The 25,151-nt window shown below is 63.0% G+C and carries 22 protein-coding genes and 1 pseudogene; 8 read left to right on the top strand and 15 right to left on the bottom strand.

Translation table 11 applies throughout. The features are described from left to right. Window positions 1–139: 139 nt before the first annotated feature. Together U873_RS37705 and U873_RS0124970 are read right to left on the bottom strand one after the other, a co-directional pair. Window positions 140–1,213, bottom strand: a pseudogene (locus U873_RS37705) (Cache 3/Cache 2 fusion domain-containing protein); the annotation flags it as partial. Window positions 1,214–1,407: 194 nt separating this feature from the next. Then, on the bottom strand, window positions 1,408–2,328 hold the full coding sequence (locus U873_RS0124970) for a LysR substrate-binding domain-containing protein (RefSeq protein ID WP_025130846.1): 921 nt from the start codon (window positions 2,326–2,328) through the stop codon (window positions 1,408–1,410). A 150-nt stretch (window positions 2,329–2,478) separates the two neighbouring features. On the opposite strand from U873_RS0124970, the gene U873_RS0124965 reads away from it, so the two are divergent. After that, complete coding sequence (locus U873_RS0124965; protein ID WP_025130845.1) at window positions 2,479–3,885, top strand: NorM family multidrug efflux MATE transporter; 1,407 nt, start codon at window positions 2,479–2,481, stop codon at window positions 3,883–3,885. A 64-nt stretch (window positions 3,886–3,949) separates the two neighbouring features. Here U873_RS0124965 and U873_RS0124960 read toward each other — a convergent pair whose 3' ends face one another. Beyond that, window positions 3,950–5,623: a bifunctional diguanylate cyclase/phosphodiesterase gene (locus U873_RS0124960; RefSeq protein ID WP_025130844.1), complete on the bottom strand. Its 1,674-nt coding sequence runs from the start codon at window positions 5,621–5,623 to the stop codon at window positions 3,950–3,952. A 268-nt stretch (window positions 5,624–5,891) separates the two neighbouring features. On the opposite strand from U873_RS0124960, the gene rep reads away from it, so the two are divergent. Next, window positions 5,892–7,901, top strand: coding sequence for a DNA helicase Rep (rep, locus tag U873_RS0124955; protein ID WP_025130843.1), 2,010 nt, complete (start codon window positions 5,892–5,894; stop codon window positions 7,899–7,901). Between the two features lie 212 nt (window positions 7,902–8,113). Then, the gene (locus U873_RS0124950; protein ID WP_011064203.1) at window positions 8,114–8,686 is read left to right on the top strand and encodes a xanthine phosphoribosyltransferase; all 573 of its coding nucleotides are present in this window, start codon (window positions 8,114–8,116) and stop codon (window positions 8,684–8,686) included. A gap of 161 nt (window positions 8,687–8,847) precedes the next feature. Here U873_RS0124950 and U873_RS0124945 read toward each other — a convergent pair whose 3' ends face one another. The 6 genes from U873_RS0124945 to dadA form a co-directional block, all read right to left on the bottom strand. Further along, window positions 8,848–10,779 carry an acetyl-CoA hydrolase/transferase C-terminal domain-containing protein gene (locus U873_RS0124945; RefSeq protein WP_025130842.1) on the bottom strand — a complete coding sequence of 644 codons (1,932 nt, stop codon included), beginning with the start codon at window positions 10,777–10,779 and terminating at the stop codon, window positions 8,848–8,850. Window positions 10,780–10,915: 136 nt separating this feature from the next. After that, window positions 10,916–11,332 (bottom strand): cytochrome c5 family protein, encoded by a 417-nt coding sequence (locus U873_RS0124940; protein WP_029978637.1) that lies wholly within the window; start codon window positions 11,330–11,332, stop codon window positions 10,916–10,918. Window positions 11,333–11,514: 182 nt separating this feature from the next. Further along, on the bottom strand, window positions 11,515–12,063 hold the full coding sequence (locus U873_RS0124935) for a cupin domain-containing protein (RefSeq protein ID WP_015637462.1): 549 nt from the start codon (window positions 12,061–12,063) through the stop codon (window positions 11,515–11,517). 131 nt (window positions 12,064–12,194) lie between these two features. Then, on the bottom strand, window positions 12,195–13,268 hold the full coding sequence (alr, locus tag U873_RS0124930; protein ID WP_025130840.1) for an alanine racemase: 1,074 nt from the start codon (window positions 13,266–13,268) through the stop codon (window positions 12,195–12,197). Window positions 13,269–13,358: 90 nt separating this feature from the next. Continuing rightward, the gene (locus U873_RS0124925) at window positions 13,359–13,712 is read right to left on the bottom strand and encodes a RidA family protein (protein WP_025130839.1); all 354 of its coding nucleotides are present in this window, start codon (window positions 13,710–13,712) and stop codon (window positions 13,359–13,361) included. Next, on the bottom strand, window positions 13,684–14,985 hold the full coding sequence (gene dadA / locus U873_RS0124920) for a D-amino acid dehydrogenase (protein ID WP_025130838.1): 1,302 nt from the start codon (window positions 14,983–14,985) through the stop codon (window positions 13,684–13,686). Before dadA ends, U873_RS0124925 begins: the two co-directional genes overlap by 29 nt. Window positions 14,986–15,142: 157 nt before the next feature. On the opposite strand from dadA, the gene U873_RS0124915 reads away from it, so the two are divergent. Continuing rightward, window positions 15,143–15,631 carry an Lrp/AsnC ligand binding domain-containing protein gene (locus U873_RS0124915; RefSeq protein WP_011064210.1) on the top strand — a complete coding sequence of 163 codons (489 nt, stop codon included), beginning with the start codon at window positions 15,143–15,145 and terminating at the stop codon, window positions 15,629–15,631. A gap of 49 nt (window positions 15,632–15,680) precedes the next feature. On the opposite strand, the gene U873_RS0124910 is transcribed toward U873_RS0124915, so the two are convergent. After that, window positions 15,681–16,034, bottom strand: coding sequence for a YkgJ family cysteine cluster protein (locus U873_RS0124910; RefSeq protein WP_025130837.1), 354 nt, complete (start codon window positions 16,032–16,034; stop codon window positions 15,681–15,683). A 149-nt stretch (window positions 16,035–16,183) separates the two neighbouring features. On the opposite strand from U873_RS0124910, the gene U873_RS0124905 reads away from it, so the two are divergent. Further along, window positions 16,184–17,497 (top strand): FAD-binding oxidoreductase, encoded by a 1,314-nt coding sequence (locus tag U873_RS0124905; RefSeq protein WP_025130836.1) that lies wholly within the window; start codon window positions 16,184–16,186, stop codon window positions 17,495–17,497. A 143-nt stretch (window positions 17,498–17,640) separates the two neighbouring features. On the opposite strand, the gene U873_RS0124900 is transcribed toward U873_RS0124905, so the two are convergent. Then, complete coding sequence (locus tag U873_RS0124900; protein ID WP_025130835.1) at window positions 17,641–17,880, bottom strand: DUF1127 domain-containing protein; 240 nt, start codon at window positions 17,878–17,880, stop codon at window positions 17,641–17,643. Window positions 17,881–18,058: 178 nt separating this feature from the next. On the opposite strand from U873_RS0124900, the gene U873_RS0124895 reads away from it, so the two are divergent. Continuing rightward, window positions 18,059–19,483, top strand: coding sequence for a PLP-dependent aminotransferase family protein (locus tag U873_RS0124895; RefSeq protein WP_025130834.1), 1,425 nt, complete (start codon window positions 18,059–18,061; stop codon window positions 19,481–19,483). A gap of 68 nt (window positions 19,484–19,551) precedes the next feature. Continuing rightward, the gene (locus U873_RS0124890; protein WP_025130833.1) at window positions 19,552–21,120 is read left to right on the top strand and encodes a phospholipase D family protein; all 1,569 of its coding nucleotides are present in this window, start codon (window positions 19,552–19,554) and stop codon (window positions 21,118–21,120) included. 15 nt (window positions 21,121–21,135) lie between these two features. Here U873_RS0124890 and U873_RS0124885 read toward each other — a convergent pair whose 3' ends face one another. Beyond that, complete coding sequence (locus tag U873_RS0124885; protein WP_025130832.1) at window positions 21,136–22,284, bottom strand: MFS transporter; 1,149 nt, start codon at window positions 22,282–22,284, stop codon at window positions 21,136–21,138. Between the two features lie 146 nt (window positions 22,285–22,430). Then, window positions 22,431–23,924 carry an aldehyde dehydrogenase gene (locus U873_RS0124880; protein ID WP_025130831.1) on the bottom strand — a complete coding sequence of 498 codons (1,494 nt, stop codon included), beginning with the start codon at window positions 23,922–23,924 and terminating at the stop codon, window positions 22,431–22,433. A gap of 238 nt (window positions 23,925–24,162) precedes the next feature. On the opposite strand from U873_RS0124880, the gene U873_RS0124875 reads away from it, so the two are divergent. Further along, the gene (locus U873_RS0124875; RefSeq protein WP_025130830.1) at window positions 24,163–24,525 is read left to right on the top strand and encodes a cupin domain-containing protein; all 363 of its coding nucleotides are present in this window, start codon (window positions 24,163–24,165) and stop codon (window positions 24,523–24,525) included. Window positions 24,526–24,583: 58 nt separating this feature from the next. Here U873_RS0124875 and rpmG read toward each other — a convergent pair whose 3' ends face one another. Beyond that, complete coding sequence (rpmG, locus tag U873_RS0124870) at window positions 24,584–24,739, bottom strand: 50S ribosomal protein L33 (protein ID WP_003177274.1); 156 nt, start codon at window positions 24,737–24,739, stop codon at window positions 24,584–24,586. Window positions 24,740–24,750: 11 nt separating this feature from the next. Further along, window positions 24,751–24,987, bottom strand: coding sequence for a 50S ribosomal protein L28 (gene rpmB / locus U873_RS0124865; RefSeq protein ID WP_011064219.1), 237 nt, complete (start codon window positions 24,985–24,987; stop codon window positions 24,751–24,753). Between the last annotated feature and the right edge of the window lie 164 nt (window positions 24,988–25,151).

The following is a 25,151-nucleotide window of genomic DNA, read 5'->3' as shown; positions in this document are numbered from 1 at the left end:
CGCCGCTGGACAGGCCGGACAACGCCTGGGCCCGGCCATTGACCTCGGCGGCGGAACGGCGAATGTGCTCGACCATGGTCGACAAGGCTTCGCCCATCTGGTTGAAGCTGCGGGCCAGTTGGCCGATTTCGTCCTGGCTGGAGACATCCAGCCGTGCGCTCAAATCACCACCGCCCAAAGCCTGGGCCTGGCGCACCAGGTCGCTCAGGGGGGCCAGCTTGCTGCGCAGCAGCCAGACCGTGGCCCCCACCGCCAGCAACATTGCTAGCAGGCTGCCGATCACCAGGCGAATGCCGACACTCCAGGTCACCGCACGGATCTCGGCCTTGGGCATGCTCGCCACCACCGACCAGGGGCCGCCCTCGAATGGCACCGCCAGGCTGTAGAAGTCCTCGCCCTGATCGCTCCAGAAGCGGCCCTTGCCAGGCTCCCCGGCCGCAGCCGTGATGACCTTCGCCGCGGCGTCCAGGCCCTGCACACCCGCCGGCGGTACCAGCCACTGGTGCTGCTCGTCGAGCAAGGCCAGGGAACCGCTCTGGCCGATGCGGAAACGCTTGAGGTTGGCGAACTGGGCATTCTGCGCATCGGTGTAATCGAAGCCGACAAACAGCACCGCGATGACCTTGCCGCTGCGGTCCAGTACCGGGGTGTACTGGGTCATGTAGAAGCGTTCGAAGAGCAAGGCGCGACCGACATAACCCTGGCCCGCCATGAGCTTCTGATAGGCCGGGTGGGCGTGGTCGAGCAAGGTGCCGATAGCACGACTGCCATCCTGCTTGCTCAGGGAGGTACTGACCCGCACGAAGTCATCGCCACTGCGTACGAACAGAGTCGCAACACCCGCAGTCATCTGCTTGAACTGGTCGACTTCGGCGAAGTTGTTGTTCAGCACCACATCCCCCAGATGCAGGCCGGGCGTCTGGACGCCGGCCACCGTCACCGGTTGCTCGGGATGCAGGCTCAAGCCGCTGCTGAAGCGGTTTTCGAACAGGCCGCTGAGGCGCTGGGTGCTCTCGCGCAAGCTGCCATGAAAGGTATTGAGCTGGTCGGCCAGCAGGCGCGCTTCACTGGCCAGGTGCTCTTCTCGGGTGTCGAGGTTGGCCAAATCCAGCGAACGCAGGGCAAACAGGGTGCTGCCACTGATCACTAGGGCGAGTATCAAGGCAAGGGCAAGCCCTAGCTGAGAGGCTATCCGGGCACGGGGTTGGGACATGATGGCTCCTGGCCGAGAAGGCGGATCATCCTGATCAAGTGGCACGCTCGGCGACAATATTTCCAAGGCATTTTAGTGAGTTAGGACCTTCCTGCACGCTGGTTCCATAACCCATGGATTCGGCGGCATCGGGCAATACTTGAGCGCGTTGCAAGGATATCTGCACGCCCCCGCCGGCCGGGTACTGCATCGTTTCAGCCCAGGCGCTCTACCTCAGGCAATTGCATGGCCTGGACCTCGCCCTGGAGAAAGTCGCTGAGACGCCGCAAACGTTCACCACCGGGCCGGGTCTTGGGCCATACCAGGTAGTAATTCAGGCCGCTGGCCACCGCCGTCGGCCAGGGCAGGCTCAAGCGCCCCTGGGCCACATCCTCGGCCACCATCAGCAAATCGCCCATGGACACCCCATAACCTCGCGCTGCGGCAATCATCCCCAGCTCCAGGGTGTCGAATACCTGCCCGCCCTTGAGGGAGACCTGATCGGTCAGGCCCATGTGTTCCAGCCAGCTGCGCCAGTCGCGGCGGTCCGGGGTCGGGTGCAGCAGTTCGGTGGCCGCCAGCCGCGCCACATCCCAGGGCAGGTCTTCGAGCAGGTTCGGCGCGCCCACCGGAATCAGCAATTCGGGAAACAGATAGCTGGCCTCCCAGTCCGGGGGGAAGTGCCCATTGCTGAGCAACACCGCACAGTCGAAGGGCTCCTGGTTGAAGTCCACCGAGTCCACGTCCATCCAGGCGCTGGTGAGCTGCACCTCGTTACCCGGCTGCAAATGGCGGAAACGGCTGAGCCGCGCCAGTAGCCAGCGCATGGTCAGGGTCGAAGGCGCCTTCATGCGCAGGATGTCGTCTTCGGCGCGCAGGGTGTTGCAGGCCCGCTCCAGGGCACCGAAGCCTTCACGGATGCCCGGCAACAGCAGCCGCGCGGCTTCGGTCAACTGCAGGTTGCGCCCGCTGCGCCGAAACAGCCGGCAGGCAAAATGCTCTTCCAGGGTCCGGATATGCCGGCTCACCGCGCTCTGGGTAATCGACAACTCTTCAGCGGCCCGGGTGAACGAGCTGTGCCGAGCCGCGGCTTCAAAAGCACGCAAGGCATAGAGAGGAGGAAGACGGCGGGACATGGGCGCTCTCCGGGACAGGATAGCGCCACGCTACCAGAAAGCCGCTCGCATGAGTTTTAATCATGCCAGCAATCATATTTATCCCTTTGTGCAATGGGCCAAGAGCGCCGAGAATCACCGCTCTCCCCGAATTCTCCGTCACCGAGCCTGATGACCATGCAGCATCCAGCACGTACCGAACTCTGGGCCATCCTGCGGCTGGCGGGGCCGTTGATCGCCTCGCAGCTGGCGCACATGCTGATGGTCCTCACCGACACCCTGATGATGGCCCGCCTCAGCCCCGAGGCCCTGGCCGGTGGCGGCCTGGGCGCGGCCAGCTACTCCTTCGTTTCGATCTTCTGCATCGGCGTGATTGCCGCGGTGGGCACCCTGGTGGCGATTCGTCAGGGTGCCGGCGATATCGAGGGCGCCGCGCGCCTGACCCAGGCCGGGCTCTGGCTGGCCTGGCTGATGGCTCTGGTGGCCGGCCTGCTGCTGTGGAACCTCAAGCCACTGCTGTTGCTGTTCGGCCAGACCGAGAGCAACGTGCAGGCCGCCGGCCAGTTCCTGCTGATCCTGCCGTTCGCCCTGCCCGGCTACCTGAGTTTCATGGCCCTGCGCGGCTTCACCAGCGCCATCGGCCGGGCAACTCCGGTGATGGTCATCAGCCTGGGCGGCACGGTGGCCAACTTCCTGCTCAACTACGCCCTGATCACCGGCATGTTCGGCCTGCCGAAGCTCGGGCTGGTAGGCATCGGCCTGGTCACGGCCATCGTCGCCAACTGCATGGCCGTGGCGCTGGCCTGGCACATCCAGCGTCATCCGGCCTATGCCGCCTACCCCCTGCGCCAGGGCCTGGCCCGCCTGAACACTCACTACCTGCGGGAACTCTGGCGCCTGGGCCTGCCCATCGGCGGCACCTATGCAGTGGAAGTCGGGTTGTTCGCCTTCGCCGCGCTGTGCATGGGCACCATGGGCAGCACCCAGTTGGGCGCGCACCAGATCGCCCTGCAGATCGTTTCGGTGGCTTTCATGGTGCCAGCGGGGATTTCCTACGCCATCACCATGCGCATCGGCCAGCACTACGGCGCCGGGCAACTGCTGGATGCACGCCTGGCAGGAAGGGTGGGGATTGGCTTCGGCGCGGTGGCGATGCTGGGGTTTGCCATGGTCTTCTGGCTGTGGCCGAACCAGTTGATCGGCCTGTTCCTGGACCATGACGACCCGGCCTTCGCCGAGGTGATCCGGCTGGCCGTGAGCCTGTTGGCGGTCGCCGCCTGGTTCGAATTGTTCGACGGCACCCAGACCATTGCCATGGGTGCAATCCGTGGCCTGAAAGACGCCAAGACCACCTTTCTGGTGGGTCTGGGTTGCTACTGGCTGATCGGCGCGCCTGCGGCCTGGCTGATGGCCTTTACCCTGGGCTGGGGACCAACCGGTGTCTGGTGGGGCCTGGCCCTGGGCCTGGCCTGCGCGGCCATCAGCCTGACCCTGGCGTTCGAATGGCGGATGCGGCGCATGATCAAGCGTGAGCCGGCGGTCCCGGTGATGAACTTGCACGCCGGCCAGACCGATTGAACCCCGTGGCGGCGCTCGAAGCCTGTGGCGCCGAACGCCCCCCACGGCAGCCGGCGGCAGGTCGTTAAACCGCGCCTTCCTGCAGCGACTGCTGGCTGCTGCCGAAGGTCAGGTAATCCATCAGTTCCGCCAGGGGCAGCGGCTTGCTGATCAAATAACCCTGGACCTGATCACAGCCAAAGCCCCGCAACAAGGCCAGCTGTTCAGCGGTCTCCACCCCTTCGGCGACCACATCCAGGTTGAGGTTGTGGGCCAGGTTGATCATGGCGTGAACCAGCTTGCGGTTTTCTTCACGCTGCTCCATGCCCCCGACAAAACTCTTGTCCACCTTGAGCAGGGTGATCGGCAGGCTGTTGAGGTGGACGAAGGAGGAAAACCCGGTGCCGAAGTCGTCCAGGGAGAATCGCACCCCCAGGCGCCCGAGGGCATCCATGGTCTGCTTCACCAGGTCGCTGCGGCGCATCACTGCGGTTTCAGTCAGTTCGAACTCCAGCCACTGCGCCTCGACTCCGCGCTCGCTGATCAAGCGGCTCAGGGTCGAGAGCAACTGGCTGTCCTGAAACTGCCGGAACGACAGGTTGACCGCCATGTGCAGCGGCGGCAGCCCGCGCTCGCGCAGGGCCTGCATGTCCCGCAGCGCACGGGAGATGACCCAGTAGCCCAGGGGCACGATCAGCCCGCTCTGTTCGGCCAGGGGCACGAACTCGCTGGGAGGCAGCAAGCCGCGTTCGCCATGGCGCCAGCGCACCAGGGCCTCAAGGCCTACGATCTTGCCGTCATGCAGGTTCAGCCGGGGCTGGTAGTGCAGCTCCAGCTCGTCCCGGCGCAAGGCTCGGCGCAACTCGCTTTCCAGGTCGGCGAGGCTGCGGGCATTGCGGTTGATCCGCTCGTTGAAGATATGAAAGGTGCAGCCTTGGGTGCTCTTGGCCTGCTGCATGGCGATGTGCGCATGCCACATCAACGGGTCGGCACCGGCATGGGCGCGGGCATGGGCGATCCCCAGGCTGCAACCGATCAACAGGCTTTCACCGTCGACCCAGTAGGGTTCGGCCATGGCTTCAGTGATGCGCTCGGCCATCCATTCGGCGCGCTGCGGTGCGCGGCGAGTATCGATCAGCAGGGCGAATTCGTCGCTGCCCAAACGGGCCAGTTGGTCACCGGCTTCCAGCTGGCTCTTGAGCCGCGAGACCACCTGCAGGATCAGCCGGTCACCGGCCTGATGGCCGAGGGCATCGTTGGCGTGACGAAAGTTGTCCAGGTCCAGGTGCCCGAGGGCCAGGCCACGCCCGTCATTTTCCGCCAGGCGCGCTGCCAGCAGGGTCTGAAAGCCCTGACGGTTGGCGATGCCGGTCAGCGGGTCCTGCTCGGCCAGGCGCTGCAGGGTGTTTTCCAGCACCCCGCGCTCGCGCACATGGCGCAGGCAACGGCGCAGGGCATCGGTGCTCAGGCAGGAACCCACCAGCCAATCGCTGACACCCACCGGGGGCGCCGGCGGTTCCTGATCCAGCAGCAGGACTGTGGGCAAGCTGCAACGCCCGGGCCCGGGCTGCAGGTGAGGAATGGTCAACAACACCGCATTGCGGTCGTCTTCGAACAATCGACTGACCGACTCCCAGGTAGGAGCACTGATCAATACCACCGAGTCTCCCAACGGAGCGACACACTCGCGCAACAACGCTGTCCACACCGGCTCTTCGGCCAGTAGCAGCAAACGCAAGGGTTCGACAGGCTTAGACAAGCTAGCTCCCTAGACTCTGCAAAATAAGTTGGCGGCGGGCATTATGGCGCGCAAATAAGCAATAACAATTGATATTGATTATCATACGCAATTTCTTGTACCGCTCTAACTCGAACATTAGCCGCATATTCAGCGCGCATCCTGAGGGAAAGTATCAAAACCGGCAAATTTAGATAGCGTTGTGCGTCACAAGTCGGAGAGAGGCGGCAGAATCTGTCCATCCTGTTAAAATGCCCGCCCTTTTCGTCACCGACCCCTTTTTAACGTCATGTCCCGACTCAATCCCCGGCAGCAAGAAGCCGTGAACTATGTCGGCGGCCCTCTTTTGGTGCTCGCCGGTGCAGGCTCCGGCAAGACCAGCGTGATCACCCGCAAGATCGCGCACCTGATCCAGAATTGCGGCATCCGCGCCCAGTACATTGTCGCCATGACCTTTACCAACAAGGCCGCGCGCGAGATGAAGGAGCGGGTCGGCACCCTGCTGCGCGGCGGCGAGGGGCGCGGCCTGACCGTGTCGACCTTCCACAACCTGGGGCTGAACATCATCCGCAAGGAGCATGTACGGCTGGGCTACAAGCCGGGCTTCTCGATCTTCGACGAGACCGACGTCAAGTCGCTGATGACCGACATCATGCAGAAGGAATACTCGGGCGACGACGGCGTCGACGAGATCAAGAACATGATCGGCTCGTGGAAGAACGACCTGATCCTGCCCGCCGAAGCCCTGGAAAATGCGCGCAACCCCAAGGAACAGACTGCCGCCATCGTCTACACCCACTACCAGCGCACGCTCAAGGCGTTCAACGCGGTGGACTTCGACGACCTGATCCTGCTGCCGGTGAAGCTGTTCGAAGAACACGCCGACATTCTCGAGAAATGGCAGAACAAGGTCCGCTACCTGCTGGTGGACGAATACCAGGACACCAACGCCAGCCAGTACCTGCTGGTGAAAATGCTGATCGGCAAGCGCAACCAGTTCACCGTGGTGGGCGACGACGACCAGTCGATCTACGCCTGGCGCGGCGCGCGCCCGGAAAACCTGATGCTGCTCAAGGACGACTACCCGTCCCTGAAAGTGGTGATGCTGGAGCAGAACTACCGCTCCACCAGCCGCATCCTGCGTTGTGCCAACGTGCTCATCTCCAACAACCCCCACGAGTTCGAAAAACAGTTGTGGAGCGAGATGGGCCACGGCGACGAGATCCGCGTGATCCGCTGTCGCAACGAGGACGCCGAGGCCGAGCGAGTGGCCATGGAGATCCTCAGCCTGCACCTGCGCACCGACCGCCCCTACAGCGACTTCGCCATTCTTTACCGGGGCAACTACCAGGCCAAGCTGATCGAATTGAAGCTGCAGCACCACCAGGTGCCCTATCGCCTGTCCGGCGGCAACAGCTTCTTCGGACGCCAGGAAGTAAAGGACCTGATGGCTTACTTCCGCCTGATTGTGAACCCGGACGACGACAACGCCTTCCTGCGGGTGATCAACGTGCCGCGCCGGGAAATCGGCTCCACGACCCTGGAAAAACTCGGCAACTACGCCACCGAACGCAAGATCTCGATGTACGCCGCTACCGATGAGATCGGGCTGGGCGAACATCTGGACAGCCGCTTCACCGACCGCCTGGCGCGCTTCAAGCGCTTCATGGATCGGGTCCGCGAGCAGTGCGCCGGCGAAGACCCGATCTCCGCCCTACGCAGCATGGTCATGGATATCGACTACGAGAACTGGCTGCGCACCAACAGTTCCAGCGACAAGGCCGCGGACTACCGGATGGGCAACGTCTGGTTCCTGATCGAGGCCTTGAAGAACACCCTGGAAAAAGACGAAGACGGCGAGATGACCGTCGAGGACGCCATCGGCAAGCTGGTCCTGCGCGACATGCTGGAACGTCAGCAGGAAGAGGAAGACGGCGCCGAAGGCGTGCAGATGATGACCTTGCATGCCTCCAAGGGGCTGGAGTTTCCCTACGTGTTCATCATGGGCATGGAAGAGGAAATCCTCCCGCACCGCTCCAGTATCGAAGCCGATACCATCGAGGAAGAACGGCGTCTGGCCTACGTGGGCATTACCCGCGCACGTCAGACCCTGGCCTTTACCTTTGCGGCCAAGCGCAAGCAGTACGGTGAAATCATCGACTGCGCGCCGAGCCGCTTCCTCGATGAGCTGCCCCCGGACGACCTGGCCTGGGAAGGCAACGACGACACCCCGACCGAAGTCAAGGCCGTTCGCGGCAATAGCGCTTTGGCGGATATACGCGCGATGTTAAAGCGTTAAAATCGACTATTTTTTAAACGACCTTTGGCGCACCAGGCAGGCGCTGTGGAAACCGAACAAGCGAAGGTCAGACAAGGCCGGAACAGGCAAGAGCACGACGTTCAGGATGCTGGATAGGCATTCCCGAACCCGCACCCAAATCTGTTTCTAGCGCGCAATGACCCAACGCAGTGGTTTGCACCGTGCCACCGGCGCCAGATAGAGGAAGCAACATGGAAGCACTGCACAAGAAAATTCGCGAAGAAGGCATCGTGCTTTCCGATCAAGTCCTGAAAGTCGACGCCTTTCTGAACCATCAGATCGACCCGCAGCTGATGAAGCTGATCGGCGACGAATTCGCCACGCTGTTCAAGGACTCGGGCATCACCAAGATCGTCACCATTGAAGCCTCGGGCATCGCCCCGGCGATCATGACCGGTCTGAACCTGGGGGTGCCAGTGATCTTCGCCCGCAAGCACCAGTCCCTGACCCTGACCGAGAACCTGTTGTCGGCCACCGTGTACTCCTTCACCAAGCAAGTGGAAAGCACCGTGGCCATCTCCCCACGGCACCTGACCAGCAGCGACCGGGTGCTGATCATCGATGACTTCCTGGCCAATGGTAAGGCGTCCCAGGCGCTGATCTCGATCATCAAGCAGGCCGGCGCTACCGTCGCCGGCCTGGGCATCGTGATCGAAAAATCGTTCCAGGGCGGGCGCGCCGAACTGGACTCCCAGGGCTACCGCGTGGAATCCCTGGCCCGGGTCAAGTCCCTGGCCGGCGGCGTGGTCACCTTCATCGAGTAACCCCACCCGCCAGGCCTGCGCAGCAACTGACTTGTGCGGGAGCTGCCCTGTGTAGGAGTTGCCCTGCGTAGGAGCTGGCTTGTGTAGGAGCTGGCTTGCCAGCGAAGACGCCCTCGAGAGCAGCGCAAGACTTGAAGGCCCATTCGCCGGCCAGCCGTCTCCTACGACACGGTGGGTGCCGTGGCCTGCAGACCAGCCAGCAAGAACCGCTGGTACAGGTCTTCACGCAGGCCTTCAGGCTTCTCCAGTTGCATGCGCTCAAGGTGCGCCGGAAATGCCTGCGGGTCCGGCGCGTCGAGTGCCGCCTTGCCCAATTCGAGGATTTCGCTGAGCTTGAACTTACTCTTGAGCCAGTTCAGGGCCCGCAGCAGGTCGCGCTCCTGGGCACTGAAATCACTGCCCAGCGGGTACTCCGGGAACAGATGGCGATGACGCGCCTGAATGTTCTCCAGACGTTGCGGGTTGTTGTCGGCAAAACGCGGATCCAGACGAAAATCCTTCGCCAGCTTGCCGGCTTTCTGCGCCTGCTCCATCAGGCCCGGCTGGAAGCGTGAATCGCTGATATTGAGCAGCGCCTCGATCACTTTCGCATCCGACTTACCTCGCAGGTCGGCAATACCGTACTCGGTGATGACGATGTCCCGCAGGTGGCGCGGGATGGTGCAGTGGCCATATTCCCAGACGATATTGGAACTGACCTCACCGCCGGACTCACGCCAGCTGCGCAGGATCAGCACCGAACGTGCATCCGCCAGGGCATGGCCCTGGGCGACGAAGTTGTACTGCCCGCCCACCCCGCTCAACACCCGCCCGCCCTGCAACTGGTCGGACACCGCAGCGCCCATCAGGGTCATGGTGAACGCACTGTTGATAAATCGCGCATCACGGCGTTGCAGGCGCTTGAGCGCTTCGTCGCCATACAGCTCGTTGATGTAGCTGATGGCGGTCATGTCGAATTCTGCCAGCCGGCTCCGGGGCAGCTCTCGCAGGCGCTGGTAGAAGCTGCGCGGCCCGAGGAAGAAACCGCCGTGGATCGAGACTCCGCCAGCGGCCGAAGCCGCGTCCAGGGTTCCGGCATTGGCCTGCTGCTGCAGGTCCAGGGTCGGGTAGACCTTGCGCCGCACGATTCCGGCATCGGCCAGGGCCAGCAGGCCGTTGACGAACATCTCGCTGCAACCATAGAGCCCCTGGGCAAAGGGCTCGACACCCCCTTCGCGATCGATCAGTGGTTGCCAGTGATTCACCTGCAAGTCCGCCAGCAAGGCGCGATAGCCCTCGTTATCGGCCTGGCGCGCCAACAGTGCGGCCGTCAATGCATCGCCCATCGAACCGATGCCGATCTGCAAGGTGCCGCCATCACGCACCAGGGTGCTGGCATGCAAGCCAATGCAATGGTCTTGCACCCCAACCGGCATGTTGGGCGTGGAAAACAACGTGCTGTGTTCTTCCTCATCGATCAGCAGGTCAAAGTCTGTAGCGGCGATCTCGGAGCTCCCCGGCATGTACGGCAGGTCACTGTGGACCTGGCCGAGGACCAGGATGGTTTCTCCCTGGGCGCGACGCTTGGCGATCATCGGCAGCATGTCCAGAGTGATGTCCGGGTTGCAGCTCAGGCTCAGGCGCTGGGGATGCTGGGGATCGCGCGCAACCATCTGCGCCACCAGGTTCAGGCCGGCGGCATTGATGTCCCGGGCCGCATGGCTGTAGTTGCTGCTGACGTAGTCCTGCTGCGCCGACGCGCTGTGCAAAAGGCTGCCGGGCTGCATGAAGAACTGCTCGACGCGGATGTTCGCCGGCAGGCTGTCGCGGTGCAGATCGGCGAGGTAATCCAGCTCGGGGTAGTCACCGAACACCCGCTCGACAAAGGGTTCGAGAAAGCGCCGCTGCAAGCCATCGCCCAGCGAAGGCCGGCCCAGGCTCAGAGCGGTGTAGATCGTCAGCTGGCGCTCGGGCAATTGAGCCACACGGCGATACAGGGCGTTGGCAAAGCGGTTGGGCTTGCCCAACCCCAGGGGCATGCCCATGTGAATGTGTGACGGCAAACGCGCGAGCACTTGGTCAACCGCATGCTCGATAGAACAGGATTGCAGCATCTGACCCTCCAGGGACCATCCATGAATTGAGGTTGGACCGAGCTTGCCGGGAGTTTGCTGCGTTGAACAGTATGGAGGCTGAATTACGCCCACAAAAAAGCCGCTCGTAAGCGGCTTTTTCGCTGAAGATGACGACTTATTTCAAGCCGGACATCTTCTGGATGGCACCCTTGAGCTCATCGTCGGAGCAATCAGCGCAAGTGCCTTTAGGCGGCATCGCGTTGAGACCGGTGATGGCCTTGGCCAGAAGACCATCGAGGCCGCCCTGGTGGTCGGCGCGCTCTTTCCAGGCCGCTGCATCACCAATCTTCGGTGCGCCCAACAGGCCAGTGCTGTGGCAAGCATTGCAGTGCTTGGCAATCACGTCATCCGGGGATTTCGCCCCGCCGCCACCGCCTGCAGTGGCAGCAACTTCCATTCCCTTGCACTCTTGCCCCTGGACGCACACCTGACCCACAGGCTCGAGGCGCTTGGCAATGTCATCATTAGTCGCAGCTTGAGCGCTGACTGCCCAAAGGGCCAATACGGTTGCTGGTGCGGCCAGCATTTTCATAATTAGGTTCACGCGTACACCCTCAATGGTGGCTAGTCACGCCTGCGGCCACGGTTTCGCAGGCGGGCGAAAGTATAACGGTTAGCCCGCCACACTGAAACAACCCCAAAGTCGAAGGGGTCTTATTCGCGGCGAAATGTCGCTGGGCAGCTCTCTGCAAGCCTTGCAGGACGCCTCTGGTTCTAGAAGTTCGCCGGAGTGGCTGCGCTGATTAGTCGCGCCGGAACATCGAACGGATTACGGAAACGGTGCGGCTTGGTACTCTCAAAGTAGTAGCTGTCACCGGCTTCGAGGACAAATGTTTCAAGCCCTACTACCAGTTCCAGACGACCTTCAAGCAAGATTCCGGTTTCCTCGCCGTCATGGGTGAGCATCTCTTCACCGGTGTCGGCACCTGGCGGGTAGATCTCGTTGAGGAAGGCAATGGCGCGACTCGGATGGGCCCGGCCCACCAGCTTCATGGTCACTGCACCATCGGAGATGTCGATCAGTTCGTGGGCTTTGTAGACGATCTGAGAAGGTGTTTCCTGGAGGATTTCCTCGGAAAAGAACTCGACCATGGACATCGGAATGCCGCCCAGCACCTTGCGCAACGAGCTGATCGAGGGGCTGACACTGTTCTTTTCGATCATTGAAATGGTGCTATTGGTGACGCCCGCACGCTTGGCGAGTTCACGCTGGGAAAGACCTTTCAGTTTACGGATGGATTGCAGTCGTTCACCGACGTCCAATACGGCAGCCTCCTAGGCGGGAATCAGGCGTTATTGTAATTGAGCGTTATCATGGCGACAGCGTTCAGTATTTACAACACTTGGTCCCGATTCCCCCAGGGGAGGCGACTTTCGGTGCGACCCGCGTAATCTCAGCCTTCGCTGTACTGCAGGGGCACCCGGCGCAGGTTGCAGAACAGCTGGTACGGAATAGTCCCGGCGGCCAGCGCCACGTCACTGGCGAGGATGTTCCTGCCCCACAACTCCACGGTCGACCCCAGCCCGGCCTGAGGCACGTCCGTCAGGTCGACGCACAGCATGTCCATTGACACCCGGCCCAGCAGGCGGCTGCGCTGGCCGGCCACCAGTACCGGCGTGCCGGTCGGTGCATGGCGCGGATAGCCGTCGGCATAGCCCATGGCAACCACGCCAATGCGCATCGGCCGGTCGGTGATGAACTTGGCGCCGTAGCCAACAGGCTCGCCGGCAGGCAGTTCACGCACACAGATCACCTTGGACTCCAGGGTCATGACCGGCTGCAGGCGCGCCGCCACGGAGTTGTTTTCTTCGAACGGCGTCGAGCCATAGAGCATGATGCCCGGGCGTACCCAATCGCTGGGAACGCTCGGCCAGCCCATGACCGCCGGCGAATTGCGCAGGCTGACTTCGGCGCCCAGGCCCTGCCGAGCGGCTTCGAATACCGCGACCTGTTCGCTGCTGCGCGGGCAATCCAGCTCGTCGGCGCGGGCGAAGTGACTCATCAGCACGATCTTCTCGACCTTGCCACTGGCCTGCAGGCGCTCATAGGCCGCGCGGTAATCCTTGGGATGCAGGCCAACCCGGTGCATGCCCGAGTCCAGCTTAAGCCAGACGGTCAGCGGCTTGGCAACGGCTGTCTGTTCAATGGCCTCGAGCTGCCACAGCGAATGCACCACGCACCAGAAATCATGCTCGACGATCAGCGCCAGTTCCGAGGCCTCGAAGAACCCCTCCAGCAACAGAATCGGCGCCCGGATACCGGCAGCACGCAGCTCCAGGGCTTCTTCGATACAGGCCACGGCAAAACCGTCGGCGCTGTCCTCCAGGGCCTGGGCGCAACGTACCGCGCCATGACCGTAGGCATCGGCCTTGATCACGGCGAGCGCGCGAACGCCCGCGACTTCACGGGCCAGTTGGTAGTTGTGACGCAGGGCTTGGAGATCGATCAGGGCACGGGCAGGACGCATGGCGGCAGACTTCTAGGCGGTCATGGGGAATAAAAACCGGTGCTGGATGATGGCGGACCACCACCGGCACCGGGAGAGGGATCTTGTGGCTTAAGGCAGGGCAGCCACGACCGACAGCTCGACGAGGATTTCCGGCTCGCAGAGCTTGGCCTGCACCGTGGCCCGGGCTGGCGCCACGCCTTTGGGCAACCACTGGTCCCAGACACTGTTCATGCCTGCGAAATCGGCATCGATGTCCTTCAGGTAGATGGTCACCGACAGCAGCTTGCTCTTGTCGGTCCCGGCCAGGTCCAGCAGGCGCTCGATGCTGGCCAGGGTTTCCCGGGTCTGCTGCTCAATCCCGGCCTGCATGTCGTCACCGACCTGCCCGGCCAGGTAGACCGTGCCGCCGTGAACAACGATCTGGCTCATGCGCTCATTGGTGAGCTGGCGCTGGATTGACATGTTTAGCTGACTCCTGGTGGTTACCGTAACGGGAAATATCGAGGCCTTCGGCGCTGATCTGCGGCTTTTTCTTCGCCATCAGGTCAGCCAGCAAGCGACCGGAGCCGCAGGCCATGGTCCAGCCGAGGGTGCCATGGCCGGTGTTCAAGTACAGGTTGCGGAACGGCGTGGCACCGACAATCGGCGTGCCGTCCGGGGTGGTGGGACGCAGCCCGGTCCAGAAACTGGCCTGGGACAGGTCGCCGCCCTGAGGATAGAGATCGTTGACGATCATCTCCAGCGTTTCACGCCGGCGCGGGTTCAGCGAGAGGTCAAAACCGGCTATTTCAGCCATGCCGCCGACCCGGATGCGGTTGTCGAAACGGGTGATCGCAACCTTGTAGGTCTCATCCAGGATGGTCGAGGTCGGAGCCATCGCCGGGTTGGTGATCGGCACAGTCAGGGAGTAGCCCTTGAGCGGGTACACCGGCGCCTTGATCCCCAGCGGCTTGAGCAATTGCGGCGAGTAGCTGCCCAGGGCCAGCACGTAGCGGTCGGCGGTTTCCAGCTTGCCGTCAATCCACACGCCATTGATCCGGTCGCCGGCGAAATCGAGGCGCTGGATATCCTGACCGAAGCGGAATTCCACACCCAGCTTGGTGGCCATTTCCGCCAGGCGGCTGGTGAAGATCTGGCAATCACCGGTCTGGTCGTTGGGCAGGCGCAAGGCACCGGCCAGAATGTCGGTGACATTGGCCAGGGCCGGCTCGACCCGGGCAATGCCTTCGCGGTCCAGCAGCTCGAACGGTACCCCGGACTCCTTGAGCACGGCGATGTCTTTCGCCGCGCCATCCAACTGCGCCTGGGTCCGGAACAACTGGGTGGTGCCCAGGCTGCGGCCCTCGTAGGCGATGCCGGTTTCGGCGCGCAGTTCGTCGAGGCAGTCACGGCTGTATTCGGACAGGCGCACCATGCGCTCTTTGTTCACTGCATAGCGGCTGGCGGTGCAGTTGCGCAGCATCTGCGCCATCCACAGGTATTGATCGATGTCGGCGGTGGCCTTGATCGCCAGTGGCGCGTGGCGTTGCAGCAGCCACTTGATGGCCTTGAGCGGCACGCCCGGGGCAGCCCAGGGCGAGGCATAGCCAGGGGACACCTGGCCGGCGTTGGCGAAGCTGGTTTCCATGGCTGCAGCCGGCTGGCGGTCCACCACTGTCACGTCAAACCCGGCCTGAGCCAGGTAGTAGGCACTGGTGGTTCCGATAACGCCACTGCCCAAGACCAGAACGCGCATTTTCATATCCCTCATCGCGGCTTGACCGCTGACGTTTGTTATTCAGAGCAAAGATGGGCGCAGTGTAAGAAACAATAGGCAGTGATTTTCACTATATAACCGCCTATATTTGGCGAGAATTCTCGGCAATATCGCTTTTCATGGAGGGGCATCCCCTATGCGTACCAACCATCAGACCCGTCGTGCCCTGGACAAGATAGATCGCAACATCCTGCGCATCCTGCAGGCCGACGGCCGTATCTCCTTCACCGAGCTGGGGGAACGGGTCGGCCTCTCCACCACGCCCTGCACCGAGCGTGTACGCCGCCTGGAGCGTGAAGGGATCATCATGGGCTACAACGCCCGGCTCAACCCGCAGCACCTCAAGGGCAGCCTGCTGGTGTTCGTCGAGATCAGCCTGGACTACAAGTCCGGCGACACCTTCGAGGAGTTCCGCCGCGCCGTGCTGAAGCTGCCGCATGTACTGGAATGTCACCTGGTGTCCGGCGACTTCGACTACCTGGTCAAGGCACGGATCTCGGAGATGGCCTCCTATCGCAAGCTGCTGGGGGACATCCTGCTCAAGCTGCCTCACGTGCGGGAGTCCAAGAGCTACATCGTGATGGAAGAGGTGAAGGAGAGCCTCAGCCTGCCGATCCCGGACTGAGCCGCAGCACGCGTCGAGGCCCGCCAGCCGCAGCCGGCAGTGGTCGCCCCTAGACCAGCACCTGGCGGGTGCTGGCCATGTATTCATGGATCTGTTTCTCGACCCGGGGATGAATCATCTCCACCGGGCGCCGGCCGTTGGGGCACGGCAGGCTCGGCGTGGTGCCGAACAGGCGACAGATCAGCGGCCGCTCGTCATACACCGTGCAGCCCTCGGGCCCGAGGTGCACACAGTTGAGCTCCTCCATGGCCGCGTCCTGCTCGGCAGCCGTCTTGCGCGGCAGGCGGGACATTTCCTCCGGCGAGGTGGTAACCGGCCCGCAGCAGTCGTGGCAGCCAGGAACACACTCGAAAGAGGGGATCTGCTGGCGCAGGCTACGGACTTTCTGACGGTTACAGCTCATGCCAACACTTACCGGGATCATGGAGAGCCGTGGATTCTGCCTCAAATGCCCCGCCGCAGACAGGGCCGACCGTCCTGCGGTTGCTCCGGCGGAAAGGCCCGGCTTATGCTCCGTCAATTTTTCCAGATGCCATGATCAGGACGCTTTCCATGCCCGCCAGCCTTCAGCAACCCGCCTCCAGCGACCGGCACGCTGCCTCTTACTACGCTGCCAGCAGCCTGCCCCAGCCTGACTATCCGGTGCTGGCGGGGGACCTGTCGGCAGATGTCTGTGTGGTCGGCGGCGGGTTTTCCGGGCTCAACACCGCCCTGGAACTGGCCGAGCGCGGACTCAGCGTGATCCTGCTGGAAGCCCGCAAGATCGGCTGGGGCGCCAGCGGGCGCAACGGCGGGCAACTGATTCGCGGAGTCGGTCATGGCCTGGACCAGTTCGCCAAGGTGATTGGCACCGACGGCGTGCGCCAGATGAAGCTGATGGGACTGGAGGCGGTGGAAATCGTCCGCCAGCGCATCGAGCGCTTCCAGATCCCCTGTGACCTGACCTGGGGCTACTGCGACCTGGCCAACAAGCCCGCCGACCTCGAAGGCTTCGCCGAGGATGCCGAGGAACTGCGCAGCCTCGGCTATCGCCACGAGACCCGCCTGTTACAGGCCAATGAAATGCACAGGGTAGTGGGCTCCAAGCGCTACGTGGGCGGCCTGATCGACATGGGCTCGGGCCATTTGCATCCGCTGAACCTGGCCCTGGGTGAAGCTCAGGCGGCGCAGCAGATGGGCGTTCAGCTGTTCGAGCACTCGGCGGTGACCCGCATCGACTACGGCCCCGAGGTCAAGGTCCACTGTGCCCGGGGCACGGTCCGCGCCAAGACCCTGGTCCTGGGCTGCAACGCCTACCTCAACGACCTCAACCCGGAACTGGGGGGCAAGGTCCTGCCGGCCGGCAGCTACATCATCGCCACCCAGCCCCTGAGCCAGAGCCAGGCCCAGGAGCTGCTGCCACAGAACATGGCGGTCTGCGACCAGCGCGTGGCCCTGGACTACTACCGGCTCTCGGCCGACCGCCGCCTGCTGTTCGGCGGTGCCTGCCATTATTCGGGACGCGACCCCAAGGACATCGCCGCCTACATGGGGCCGAAGATGCTGGAGGTGTTCCCCCAGCTGGCTGGGGTGAAGATCGACTACCAATGGGGCGGCATGATCGGCATCGGCGCCAACCGGCTGCCGCAGATCGGCCGGCTCAAGGACCAGCCCAATGTGTATTACGCCCAGGCCTACTCCGGCCACGGCTTGAATGCCACGCACCTGGCGGGCAAGTTGCTGGGTGAAGCCATCAGCGGCCAGCAGGGCGGCGGTTTCGACCTGTTCGCCAAGGTGCCTCACATCACCTTCCCCGGCGGCAAGCATCTGCGCTCACCGCTGTTGGCCCTGGGCATGCTCTGGCATCGCCTGAAGGAGCTGACCTGAGCCCTTTCCGCAGCCGCTGGCACAGGTGCGGACAAGTCCCCAAACACCCAAGACAGTTGCCCGTCTGCTCAGGCCCGCCGCCGCGGGCGATTGCAACCCGGGGATGGCTGTCGATCGTCATCCCCGGGCGTTGCGCAGCCGGCTCACAGGCGCCAGAAGGGCTTGAGGCCTTCGGCCCGCGCCTGCTCACGACTAAGGCCAACATCGCGCAATTGCTCGGCGGTCAGCCCAAGCAACGCCTTGCGAGTGTGCAAGCGATGCCAGTACAGCCCCCAGCGACCCAACCCGGTCGGCGCATTGCGCGGCAGGCTGGCTGCCTCTGCCTGCTGCGCCACCAGTTCCTGACTGCGTAACGACAGACGCACATCGCTCAAGCCGTTCATCTGCATTGCTCCTGTTTGCTGGGTTGCCATGAGCAAACATGATGCGCGGCCGACCAAAACCATTACAGACTCAATACAACGACATTACTTCCATACAGTTTTGCCAAAAAACCCGCTGAATCCTGTATTTTGGCCCCATCTGTACTGGTCCCTGTGACCACCACCACGAGCCAACACCATGACCCTCTATGTGAACCTCGCCGAACTCCTGGGCACCCGTATCGAACAAGGCTTCTACCGTCCGGGTGACAGGTTGCCCTCGGTACGCGCCCTGAGCGTCGAGCACGGGGTCAGCCTGAGCACCGTGCAGCAGGCTTACCGCCTGCTGGAAGACAACGGCCTGGCGATGCCCAAGCCCAAGTCCGGCTATTTCGTGCCGCCCAGCCGAGAGCTGCCGGCGCTGCCGGCGGTAGGCCGTCCGGCGCAACGTCCGGTGGAGATTTCACAATGGGACCAGGTGCTGGAACTGATACGCGCCGTGCCGCGCAAGGACGTGGTGCAACTGGGCCGGGGCATGCCGGACATCACCACGACGACCCTGAAGCCGCTGCTGCGGGCCCTCGCCCGGCTCAGCCGGCGCCAGGACATGCCCGGGCTGTACTACGACAACATCTACGGCGTACTGGAACTGCGCCAGCAGGTGGCGCGCCTGATGCTCGACTCCGGCTGCCAGCTCAGCGCCAGCGACCTGGTGATCACCACCGGCTGCCATGAGGCGCTGTCCACCAGCATTCGTGCCATCTGCGACCCCGGGGACATTGTCGCCGTGGACTCACCCAGCTTTCACGGGGCCATGCAGACCCTCAAGGGCCTGGGCATGAAAGCCCTGGAAATTCCCACCGATCCCATCACCGGCATCAGCCTGGAAGCCCTGGAGCTGGCCCTGGAGCAGTGGCCGATCAAGGCCATACAGTTGACCCCCAACTGCAACAATCCCCTGGGCTATATCATGCCGGAGCCGCGCAAGCGGGCGCTGCTGACCCTGGCCCAGCGCTTCGACGTGGCGATCATCGAGGACGACGTGTATGGCGAGCTGGCCTACACCTACCCACGCCCGCGGACCATCAAGTCCTTCGACGACGACGGCCGGGTGCTGCTGTGCAGTTCCTTCTCGAAGACCCTGGCCCCCGGCCTGCGCATCGGCTGGGTCGCCCCCGGGCGCTACCTGGAACGGGTGCTGCACATGAAGTACATCAGCACCGGCTCCACTGCACCGCAGCCCCAGGTGGCCATCGCCGAATTCCTCAAGGGGGGCCACTTCGAGCCCCACCTGCGCAAGATGCGCAGCCAATACCAGCGCAATCGTGACCTGATGCTCGATTGGGTCAGCCGCTACTTTCCCGCCGGCACCCGCGCCAGCCGGCCACAGGGCAGCTTCATGCTCTGGATCGAACTGCCCGAGGGTTTCGATGCTCTGAAGCTCAACCGGGAGCTGCTTGAGCAGGGGGTGCAGATCGCCGTGGGCAGTATCTTTTCCGCGTCAGGCAAGTACCGCAACTGCCTGCGGATGAATTACGCTGCCAAGCCCACTGCGCAGATCGAAGAGGCCGTGCGCAAAGTCGGCGCCGCGGCCATCAAGCTGCTCGGCGAAACCCAGGACTGACACCCCGAACCCTTGCCGGAAGCCAGCCGTCCCATGCCTATTCGTGCCGTGATGCGAGATGACCTGACTTGAGCCGTATAAGGGTGTTTACCTGGCTGGTGCTGCTGAGCCTCGGGCTGGCCGGTTGCGCCACCCTGGAGGTGCCGTACCAACCCAGCCAGGCCCTGCCCGCCAGCGACTCGCGCTTTGCCCAGTCGATCAGGGCCCAGGCAGCGCCCTATCAGGGGCGCTCGGGCTTTCGCCTGCTGCCCAACAGCACCGAAGCCTTCATGGCCCGCGCCGAGCTGATCCGCAACGCGCAAAGCAGCCTCGACTTGCAGTACTACATCGTCCACGACGGCATCAGCACCCGGATGCTGGTGGACGAGCTGCTCAAGGCCGCCGACCGAGGGGTGCGCATCCGCATTCTGCTCGATGACACCACCAGCGACGGCCTGGAGCAGATCATCGCCACCCTGGCGGCCCACCCGCAGATTCAGATTCGCCTGTTCAACCCGCTGCACCTGGGCCGCAGCACCGGCCTGACCCGGGCCATGGGCCGGCTGTTCAACCTGTCCCAGCAGCATCGGCGGATGCACAACAAGCTGTGGCTGGCGGACAACAGCGTGGCCATCGTCGGCGGGCGCAACCTCGGCGACGAGTACTTCGATGCCGAGCCCAACCTGAACTTCACCGACATCGACCTGTTCAGCGTCGGCCCGGTGGCCGAGCAGCTCGGCCACAGCTTCGACCAGTACTGGAACAGCGCCCTGAGCCGGCCCATCGGCGAGTTCCTGTCCTTCGTGCCGTCAGCCAAGGACCTGAACAACACCCGCCAGCGCCTTGAAGAGTCGCTGCAAGACAGCCGCCGGCAGAACCAGGCCCTGTACCGCCAGTTGATGACCTACCAGACCCGACCACGCATGGAGATCTGGCGCAAGGAGCTGATCTGGGCCTGGAACCAGGCGCTGTGGGACGCCCCGGCCAAGGTCCTGTCCAAGGGTGACCCCGATCCGCACCTGCTGCTGACCACCCAACTGGCCCCGGAGCTGAGCGGGGTCAGCCAGGAACTGATCATGATCTCGGCCTACTTCGTCCCCGGCCAGCCCGGCCTGGTCTACCTCACCGGCCGCGCCGATGCCGGGGTTTCCGTCAGCCTGCTGACCAACGCCCTGGAGGCGACCGACGTGCCCGTGGTGCATGGCGGCTATGCGCCCTATCGCAGGGCGCTGCTGGAACACGGGGTGAAACTCTACGAGCTGCGTCGCCAACCCGGCGAGCGTCGTGGCGGCAGTGGCCCGCACCTGTTCGGCGGCTCCCAGCACGGCTCCGACTCCAGCCTGCACAGCAAGGCCATGATTTTCGACCGGCAGAAGAGTTTTGTCGGCTCGTTCAATTTCGACCCGCGCTCGGTGCTCTGGAATACCGAAGTCGGGGTCCTGGTGGACAGTCCCGAACTGGCCGGCCACCTGCGCGCCCTGGCACAGCAAGGCATGGCTCCGGCCTTGAGCTATCAGGTGCAACTGGAGGACGGCCAGTTGGTCTGGGTCACCGAAGACCAGGGGCAGATCCACACCCTGCACCGCGAACCCGGTAGCTGGTGGCGCCGGATAAATGCATGGCTGAGCACCCGTATCGGCCTGGAACGCATGCTCTAAGCCACCACCAACGGGCTACAGCGGTTGGGCCTGGGCGTTGCCGAACGCGCCTTGGCGCAGCAGCAGGAGCAGCAGGCCAAACGCCCCGGCCGCCACCAGCAGCAGCATCGCATGGCCGCTCACCCACTGGCTGCCCGCCCCCGCCACCAGCGGTCCGATCAGGCAGCCAATGCCCCAGAGCTGCGCCACATGGGCATTGGCCCGGACCAGCGCATCATCACGATAGCGTTCGCCGATCAGGATCAACGACAAGGTAAACAGACCGCCTGCACTGGCGCCGAACAGCACCCACAACGGCCAGATCAGCACAGTGTCCAGCAACAGCGGGATGGCCAGGCTGGAGCACAGCAGGATCACCGCGCAGCCGGTGAACAATCCGCGTCGCGACACCCGGTCGGCCAAGGCACCGATCGGCAACTGCAACAGGGCATCGCCCACCACTACGGTGCTGACCATCGCCAGAGCAATGTCCTCGGTGAACCCCTGGCTCAGGCAATAGACCGGCAGCAAGGTCAGGATCAGCGCCTCGAAGGTCGCGAACAGGGCCACCGCCCAGCCAATTGCCGGCAGCGCCTGGCAGAAGCGCCAGAGATCGATCAGGGTCACGCTGCAGGCCTCGGTGCTCGGTGCCCCGCTGCGCCCCAGAAGCAGCAGGGGCGAGACCACCAGCAAGGCCACCGAGACCCAGAAACCGTAGTCCTGCTGAGTGCCCAGGACTCCCAGTATCAGCGGCCCGGCCAGTTGGCTCAGGGCATAGCTGCTGCCATACAAGGCCACCAGACGGCCTCGCCATTGCTCGACCACCAGCTGATTGATCCAGCTTTCACCCAGAATGAAAATAATGGTCAGGACCACGCCCAGTATCAGGCGCAGCACCAGCCATATCGGGTAACTGGGCAGCAGCGCCAGCAAGCCGATGGAGATGGCCCCGCCCCACAGGCACAGGCGCATCAGGTTGGCGGTCCCGAAGCGCGCGGCCAGGCGGCTGGAGATTTTCGCCCCGAGCAATACGCCAATGGCCGGCATCGCCGCCACCACGCCGATGGCGAAAGGACCGTAGCCCCAGCTCTCCAGGCGAAAGGACACCAGGGGCATGGTCATGCCCAGGGCCAGGCCCACACTCAAGACCGCAGCCAGAACGGCGAAATAGGTCGCCCAACGCATTTCCACACTCCTGTGGATCAGTGTTTCAGAAAGCACAGACAACACAGCCGGACTCCCCTTGCGGAAAGTCCGGCTGCGCTGCGGATCCGTCGGCCCTTGCCGGAGCAGGCGTCCTTACGGACGCCAGTCACTCCAGGCCTGAAGACTCAGAGCTTGATCCAGGTCGCTTTCAACTCGGTGTACTTGTCGAACGCGTGCAGCGACTTGTCGCGGCCATTGCCCGACTGCTTGAAGCCGCCGAACGGCGCCGTCATGTCGCCGCCATCGTACTGGTTGATCCAGACGCTGCCGGCACGCAGAGCCTTGGCGGTCTGGTGGGCCTTGGAAATGTTCGCGGTCCAGACGGCAGCTGCCAGGCCGTACGGGGTGTCGTTGGCAATCTGAATCGCCTCTTCCACGCTGTCGAAGGCGATCACCGACAACACCGGGCCGAAAATCTCTTCCTGGGCAATTTTCATCGCATTGCTGACGCCGTCGAAAATCGTCGGCTCGACGTAGGTACCGCCGGTTTCCTGCAGGGTACGCTTGCCACCTGCCACCAGCTTGGCGCCATCGGCGTGCCCGGCTTCGATGTAGGACAGCACAGTGTTCATCTGCTGGGTATCCACCAGGGCACCGACGTTGGTGGCCGGGTCCAGCGGGTTGCCCGGCTTCCAGCCTTTCAAGGCCTCGATCACCATGGGCAGGAATTTGTCCTTGATCGAACGCTCCACCAGCAAGCGCGAACCGGCGGTGCAGACTTCACCCTGGTTGAATGCGATGGCACCGGCGGCAGATTCGGCCGCGGCTTGCAGGTCCGGGGCGTCGGCGAAGACGATGTTCGGGCTCTTGCCGCCCGCCTCCAGCCAGACGCGCTTCATGTTGGACTCACCGGAATACACCAGCAGTTGCTTGGCGATCTTGGTCGAGCCGGTGAACACCAGGGTGTCCACGTCCATGTGCAGGGCCAGGGCCTTGCCGACAGTGTGGCCATAACCCGGCAGTACGTTGAGCACGCCCGCAGGGATACCGGCCTCCACCGCCAGGGCAGCGATGCGGATGGCGGTCAGCGGAGATTTTTCCGATGGCTTGAGGATCACCGAGTTGCCAGTGGACAGCGCCGGACCGAGTTTCCAGCAGGCCATCATCAGTGGGAAGTTCCAGGGCACGATGGCCGCGACCACGCCCACCGGCTCCCGGGTCACCAGACCCAATTGGTCATGGGGGGTGGCAGCCACTTCGTCGTAGATCTTGTCGATGGCCTCGCCGCTCCAGCTCAGGGCCTGCGCTGCACCGGGGACGTCGACGTCCAGGGAATCGCTGATCGGCTTGCCCATGTCCAGGGTTTCCAGGAGCGCGAGCTCTTCGGCGTGCTTTTTCAGCAGGCCGGCAAAACGAATCATGGTGGACTTGCGCTTGGCCGGCGCCAGGCGCGACCAGACGCCGGAGTCGAAGGTGGCGCGGGCATTGTCCACGGCACGCTGGGCATCGGCGGCGTCACAGCTGGCAATGGTCGCCAGCAGGCGGCCGTCTACCGGGCTGATGCACTCGAAGGTGTCATTGGAGACGGATGCGGTGTATTCGCCATTGATGTAGGCGCGGCCTTCGATTTTCAGGTCGCGGGCACGTTGTTCCCAGTCGGCACGGGTCAGGGTGGTCATACGAGTGTCCTCCTCTTATTTGTATACAAGCGCCATGCGAACGTTGCCGGCACTCCTGAAGAATTCTGCCCGGCCAGCCTGCTTTCGGCCAAAGGCACCCGCCACCCTAAACCAGCGACACCTGTACTTTCAATATATTTGACAAAGTCGCGGCAAACGCCATTGCTATGTGCATTTTAATAAACATAGACTTTGCCCTTCATAGCCACTCGCGCCGCAATCACGGGGGAATACAAGAATGAGCATCCACAACGTCGTCGACTTCAGCCAGGCCAATACCGAGGGCGAACGCTACCGTCCCGCGCCCGAGAAAGTACTCAAGGGCGACCCTGAACAAGCGGTGTTCAACCACTACGCCAGCCCATGCGCACAACTGAACGCCGGGATCTGGGAAGGCGCCGTCGGCCAGTGGACGGTGAACTTCACCGAGCACGAATATTGCGAGATTCTGCAGGGCGTGTCGGTACTGCGCGACCATGAAGGCAATGCCAAGACCTTGCGGGTCGGCGACCGCTTCGTGATCCCGGCCGGCTTCAAGGGCACCTGGGAAGTGCTGGAGCCCTGCCGCAAGGTCTACGTGGCCTTCGAACAGAAAGCCTGAATGCCAGGCACAAAAAAACCCGCTTGAAGGCGGGTTTTTTTGTCAGAAGAAAAATCAATTACTTGATTTTGCCTTCCTTGTAGATCACGTGCTTGCGAACAACCGGATCATATTTCTTGATCTCGATTTTGTCCGGAGTAGTACGCTTGTTCTTGTCGGTAGTGTAGAAGTGACCAGTACCGGCGCTCGAGATCAAACGAATCAATTCACGCATGATTAGCTCCCTTAAACCTTGCCGCCATCGCGACGGATTTCGGCCAGCACGACATCAATGCCGCGCTTGTCGATGATACGCATGCCTTTGGCAGATACGCGCAGACGCACAAAACGTTTCTCGGACTCAACCCAGAAGCGGTGATGCTGCAGGTTCGGCAGGAAACGACGACGGGTTTTGTTGTTTGCGTGGGAAATGTTATTCCCAGTCACCGGACCCTTACCGGTAACTTGACAGACTCTAGACATGCCTCAGCCCTCTAAAACCACATGCCCAACCCGGCATGGGTTGGCCGCTTAATCTCTCAGTCATTTGGCGCCAGGCGCCGCGTTTCTTTAAGGGTCTTACCGGCTACACCTACAAGCGAAGGAACCGGGCCCCTAGAAAAGAGCGCTGCTTTATACCAGAAAGA

The sequence above is a fragment of the Pseudomonas sp. PH1b genome (assembly GCF_000633395.1).
Taxonomy (GTDB): Bacteria; Pseudomonadota; Gammaproteobacteria; order Pseudomonadales; family Pseudomonadaceae; genus Aquipseudomonas.
The sequence above is the reverse complement of the archived record's forward strand: the minus strand, read 5'-3'. Positions and strand labels throughout refer to the sequence as shown.

What these genes read in the sequence shown, in the direction of transcription:
- U873_RS0124940 (WP_029978637.1), bottom strand. Translation starts at nt 11,332, where the DNA reads ATGAAAATGCTGGCCGCACCAGCAACCGTATTGGCCCTTTGGGCAGTC.
- U873_RS0124900 (WP_025130835.1), bottom strand. Translation starts at nt 17,880, where the DNA reads ATGAACGGCTTGAGCGATGTGCGTCTGTCGTTACGCAGTCAGGAACTG.
- dadA (WP_025130838.1), bottom strand. Translation starts at nt 14,985, where the DNA reads ATGCGCGTTCTGGTCTTGGGCAGTGGCGTTATCGGAACCACCAGTGCC.
- U873_RS0124905 (WP_025130836.1), top strand. Translation starts at nt 16,184, where the DNA reads ATGCCCGCCAGCCTTCAGCAACCCGCCTCCAGCGACCGGCACGCTGCC.
- U873_RS0124945 (WP_025130842.1), bottom strand. Translation starts at nt 10,779, where the DNA reads ATGCTGCAATCCTGTTCTATCGAGCATGCGGTTGACCAAGTGCTCGCG.
- U873_RS0124950 (WP_011064203.1), top strand. Translation starts at nt 8,114, where the DNA reads ATGGAAGCACTGCACAAGAAAATTCGCGAAGAAGGCATCGTGCTTTCC.
- alr (WP_025130840.1), bottom strand. Translation starts at nt 13,268, where the DNA reads ATGCGTCCTGCCCGTGCCCTGATCGATCTCCAAGCCCTGCGTCACAAC.
- rpmG (WP_003177274.1), bottom strand. Translation starts at nt 24,739, where the DNA reads ATGCGTGAATTGATTCGTTTGATCTCGAGCGCCGGTACTGGTCACTTC.
- U873_RS0124885 (WP_025130832.1), bottom strand. Translation starts at nt 22,284, where the DNA reads ATGCGTTGGGCGACCTATTTCGCCGTTCTGGCTGCGGTCTTGAGTGTG.
- rep (WP_025130843.1), top strand. Translation starts at nt 5,892, where the DNA reads ATGTCCCGACTCAATCCCCGGCAGCAAGAAGCCGTGAACTATGTCGGC.
- U873_RS0124965 (WP_025130845.1), top strand. Translation starts at nt 2,479, where the DNA reads ATGACCATGCAGCATCCAGCACGTACCGAACTCTGGGCCATCCTGCGG.
- U873_RS0124915 (WP_011064210.1), top strand. Translation starts at nt 15,143, where the DNA reads ATGCGTACCAACCATCAGACCCGTCGTGCCCTGGACAAGATAGATCGC.
- U873_RS0124875 (WP_025130830.1), top strand. Translation starts at nt 24,163, where the DNA reads ATGAGCATCCACAACGTCGTCGACTTCAGCCAGGCCAATACCGAGGGC.
- U873_RS0124970 (WP_025130846.1), bottom strand. Translation starts at nt 2,328, where the DNA reads ATGTCCCGCCGTCTTCCTCCTCTCTATGCCTTGCGTGCTTTTGAAGCC.
- U873_RS0124925 (WP_025130839.1), bottom strand. Translation starts at nt 13,712, where the DNA reads ATGTCAATCCAGCGCCAGCTCACCAATGAGCGCATGAGCCAGATCGTT.
- U873_RS0124910 (WP_025130837.1), bottom strand. Translation starts at nt 16,034, where the DNA reads ATGAGCTGTAACCGTCAGAAAGTCCGTAGCCTGCGCCAGCAGATCCCC.
- U873_RS0124880 (WP_025130831.1), bottom strand. Translation starts at nt 23,924, where the DNA reads ATGACCACCCTGACCCGTGCCGACTGGGAACAACGTGCCCGCGACCTG.
- rpmB (WP_011064219.1), bottom strand. Translation starts at nt 24,987, where the DNA reads ATGTCTAGAGTCTGTCAAGTTACCGGTAAGGGTCCGGTGACTGGGAAT.
- U873_RS0124895 (WP_025130834.1), top strand. Translation starts at nt 18,059, where the DNA reads ATGACCCTCTATGTGAACCTCGCCGAACTCCTGGGCACCCGTATCGAA.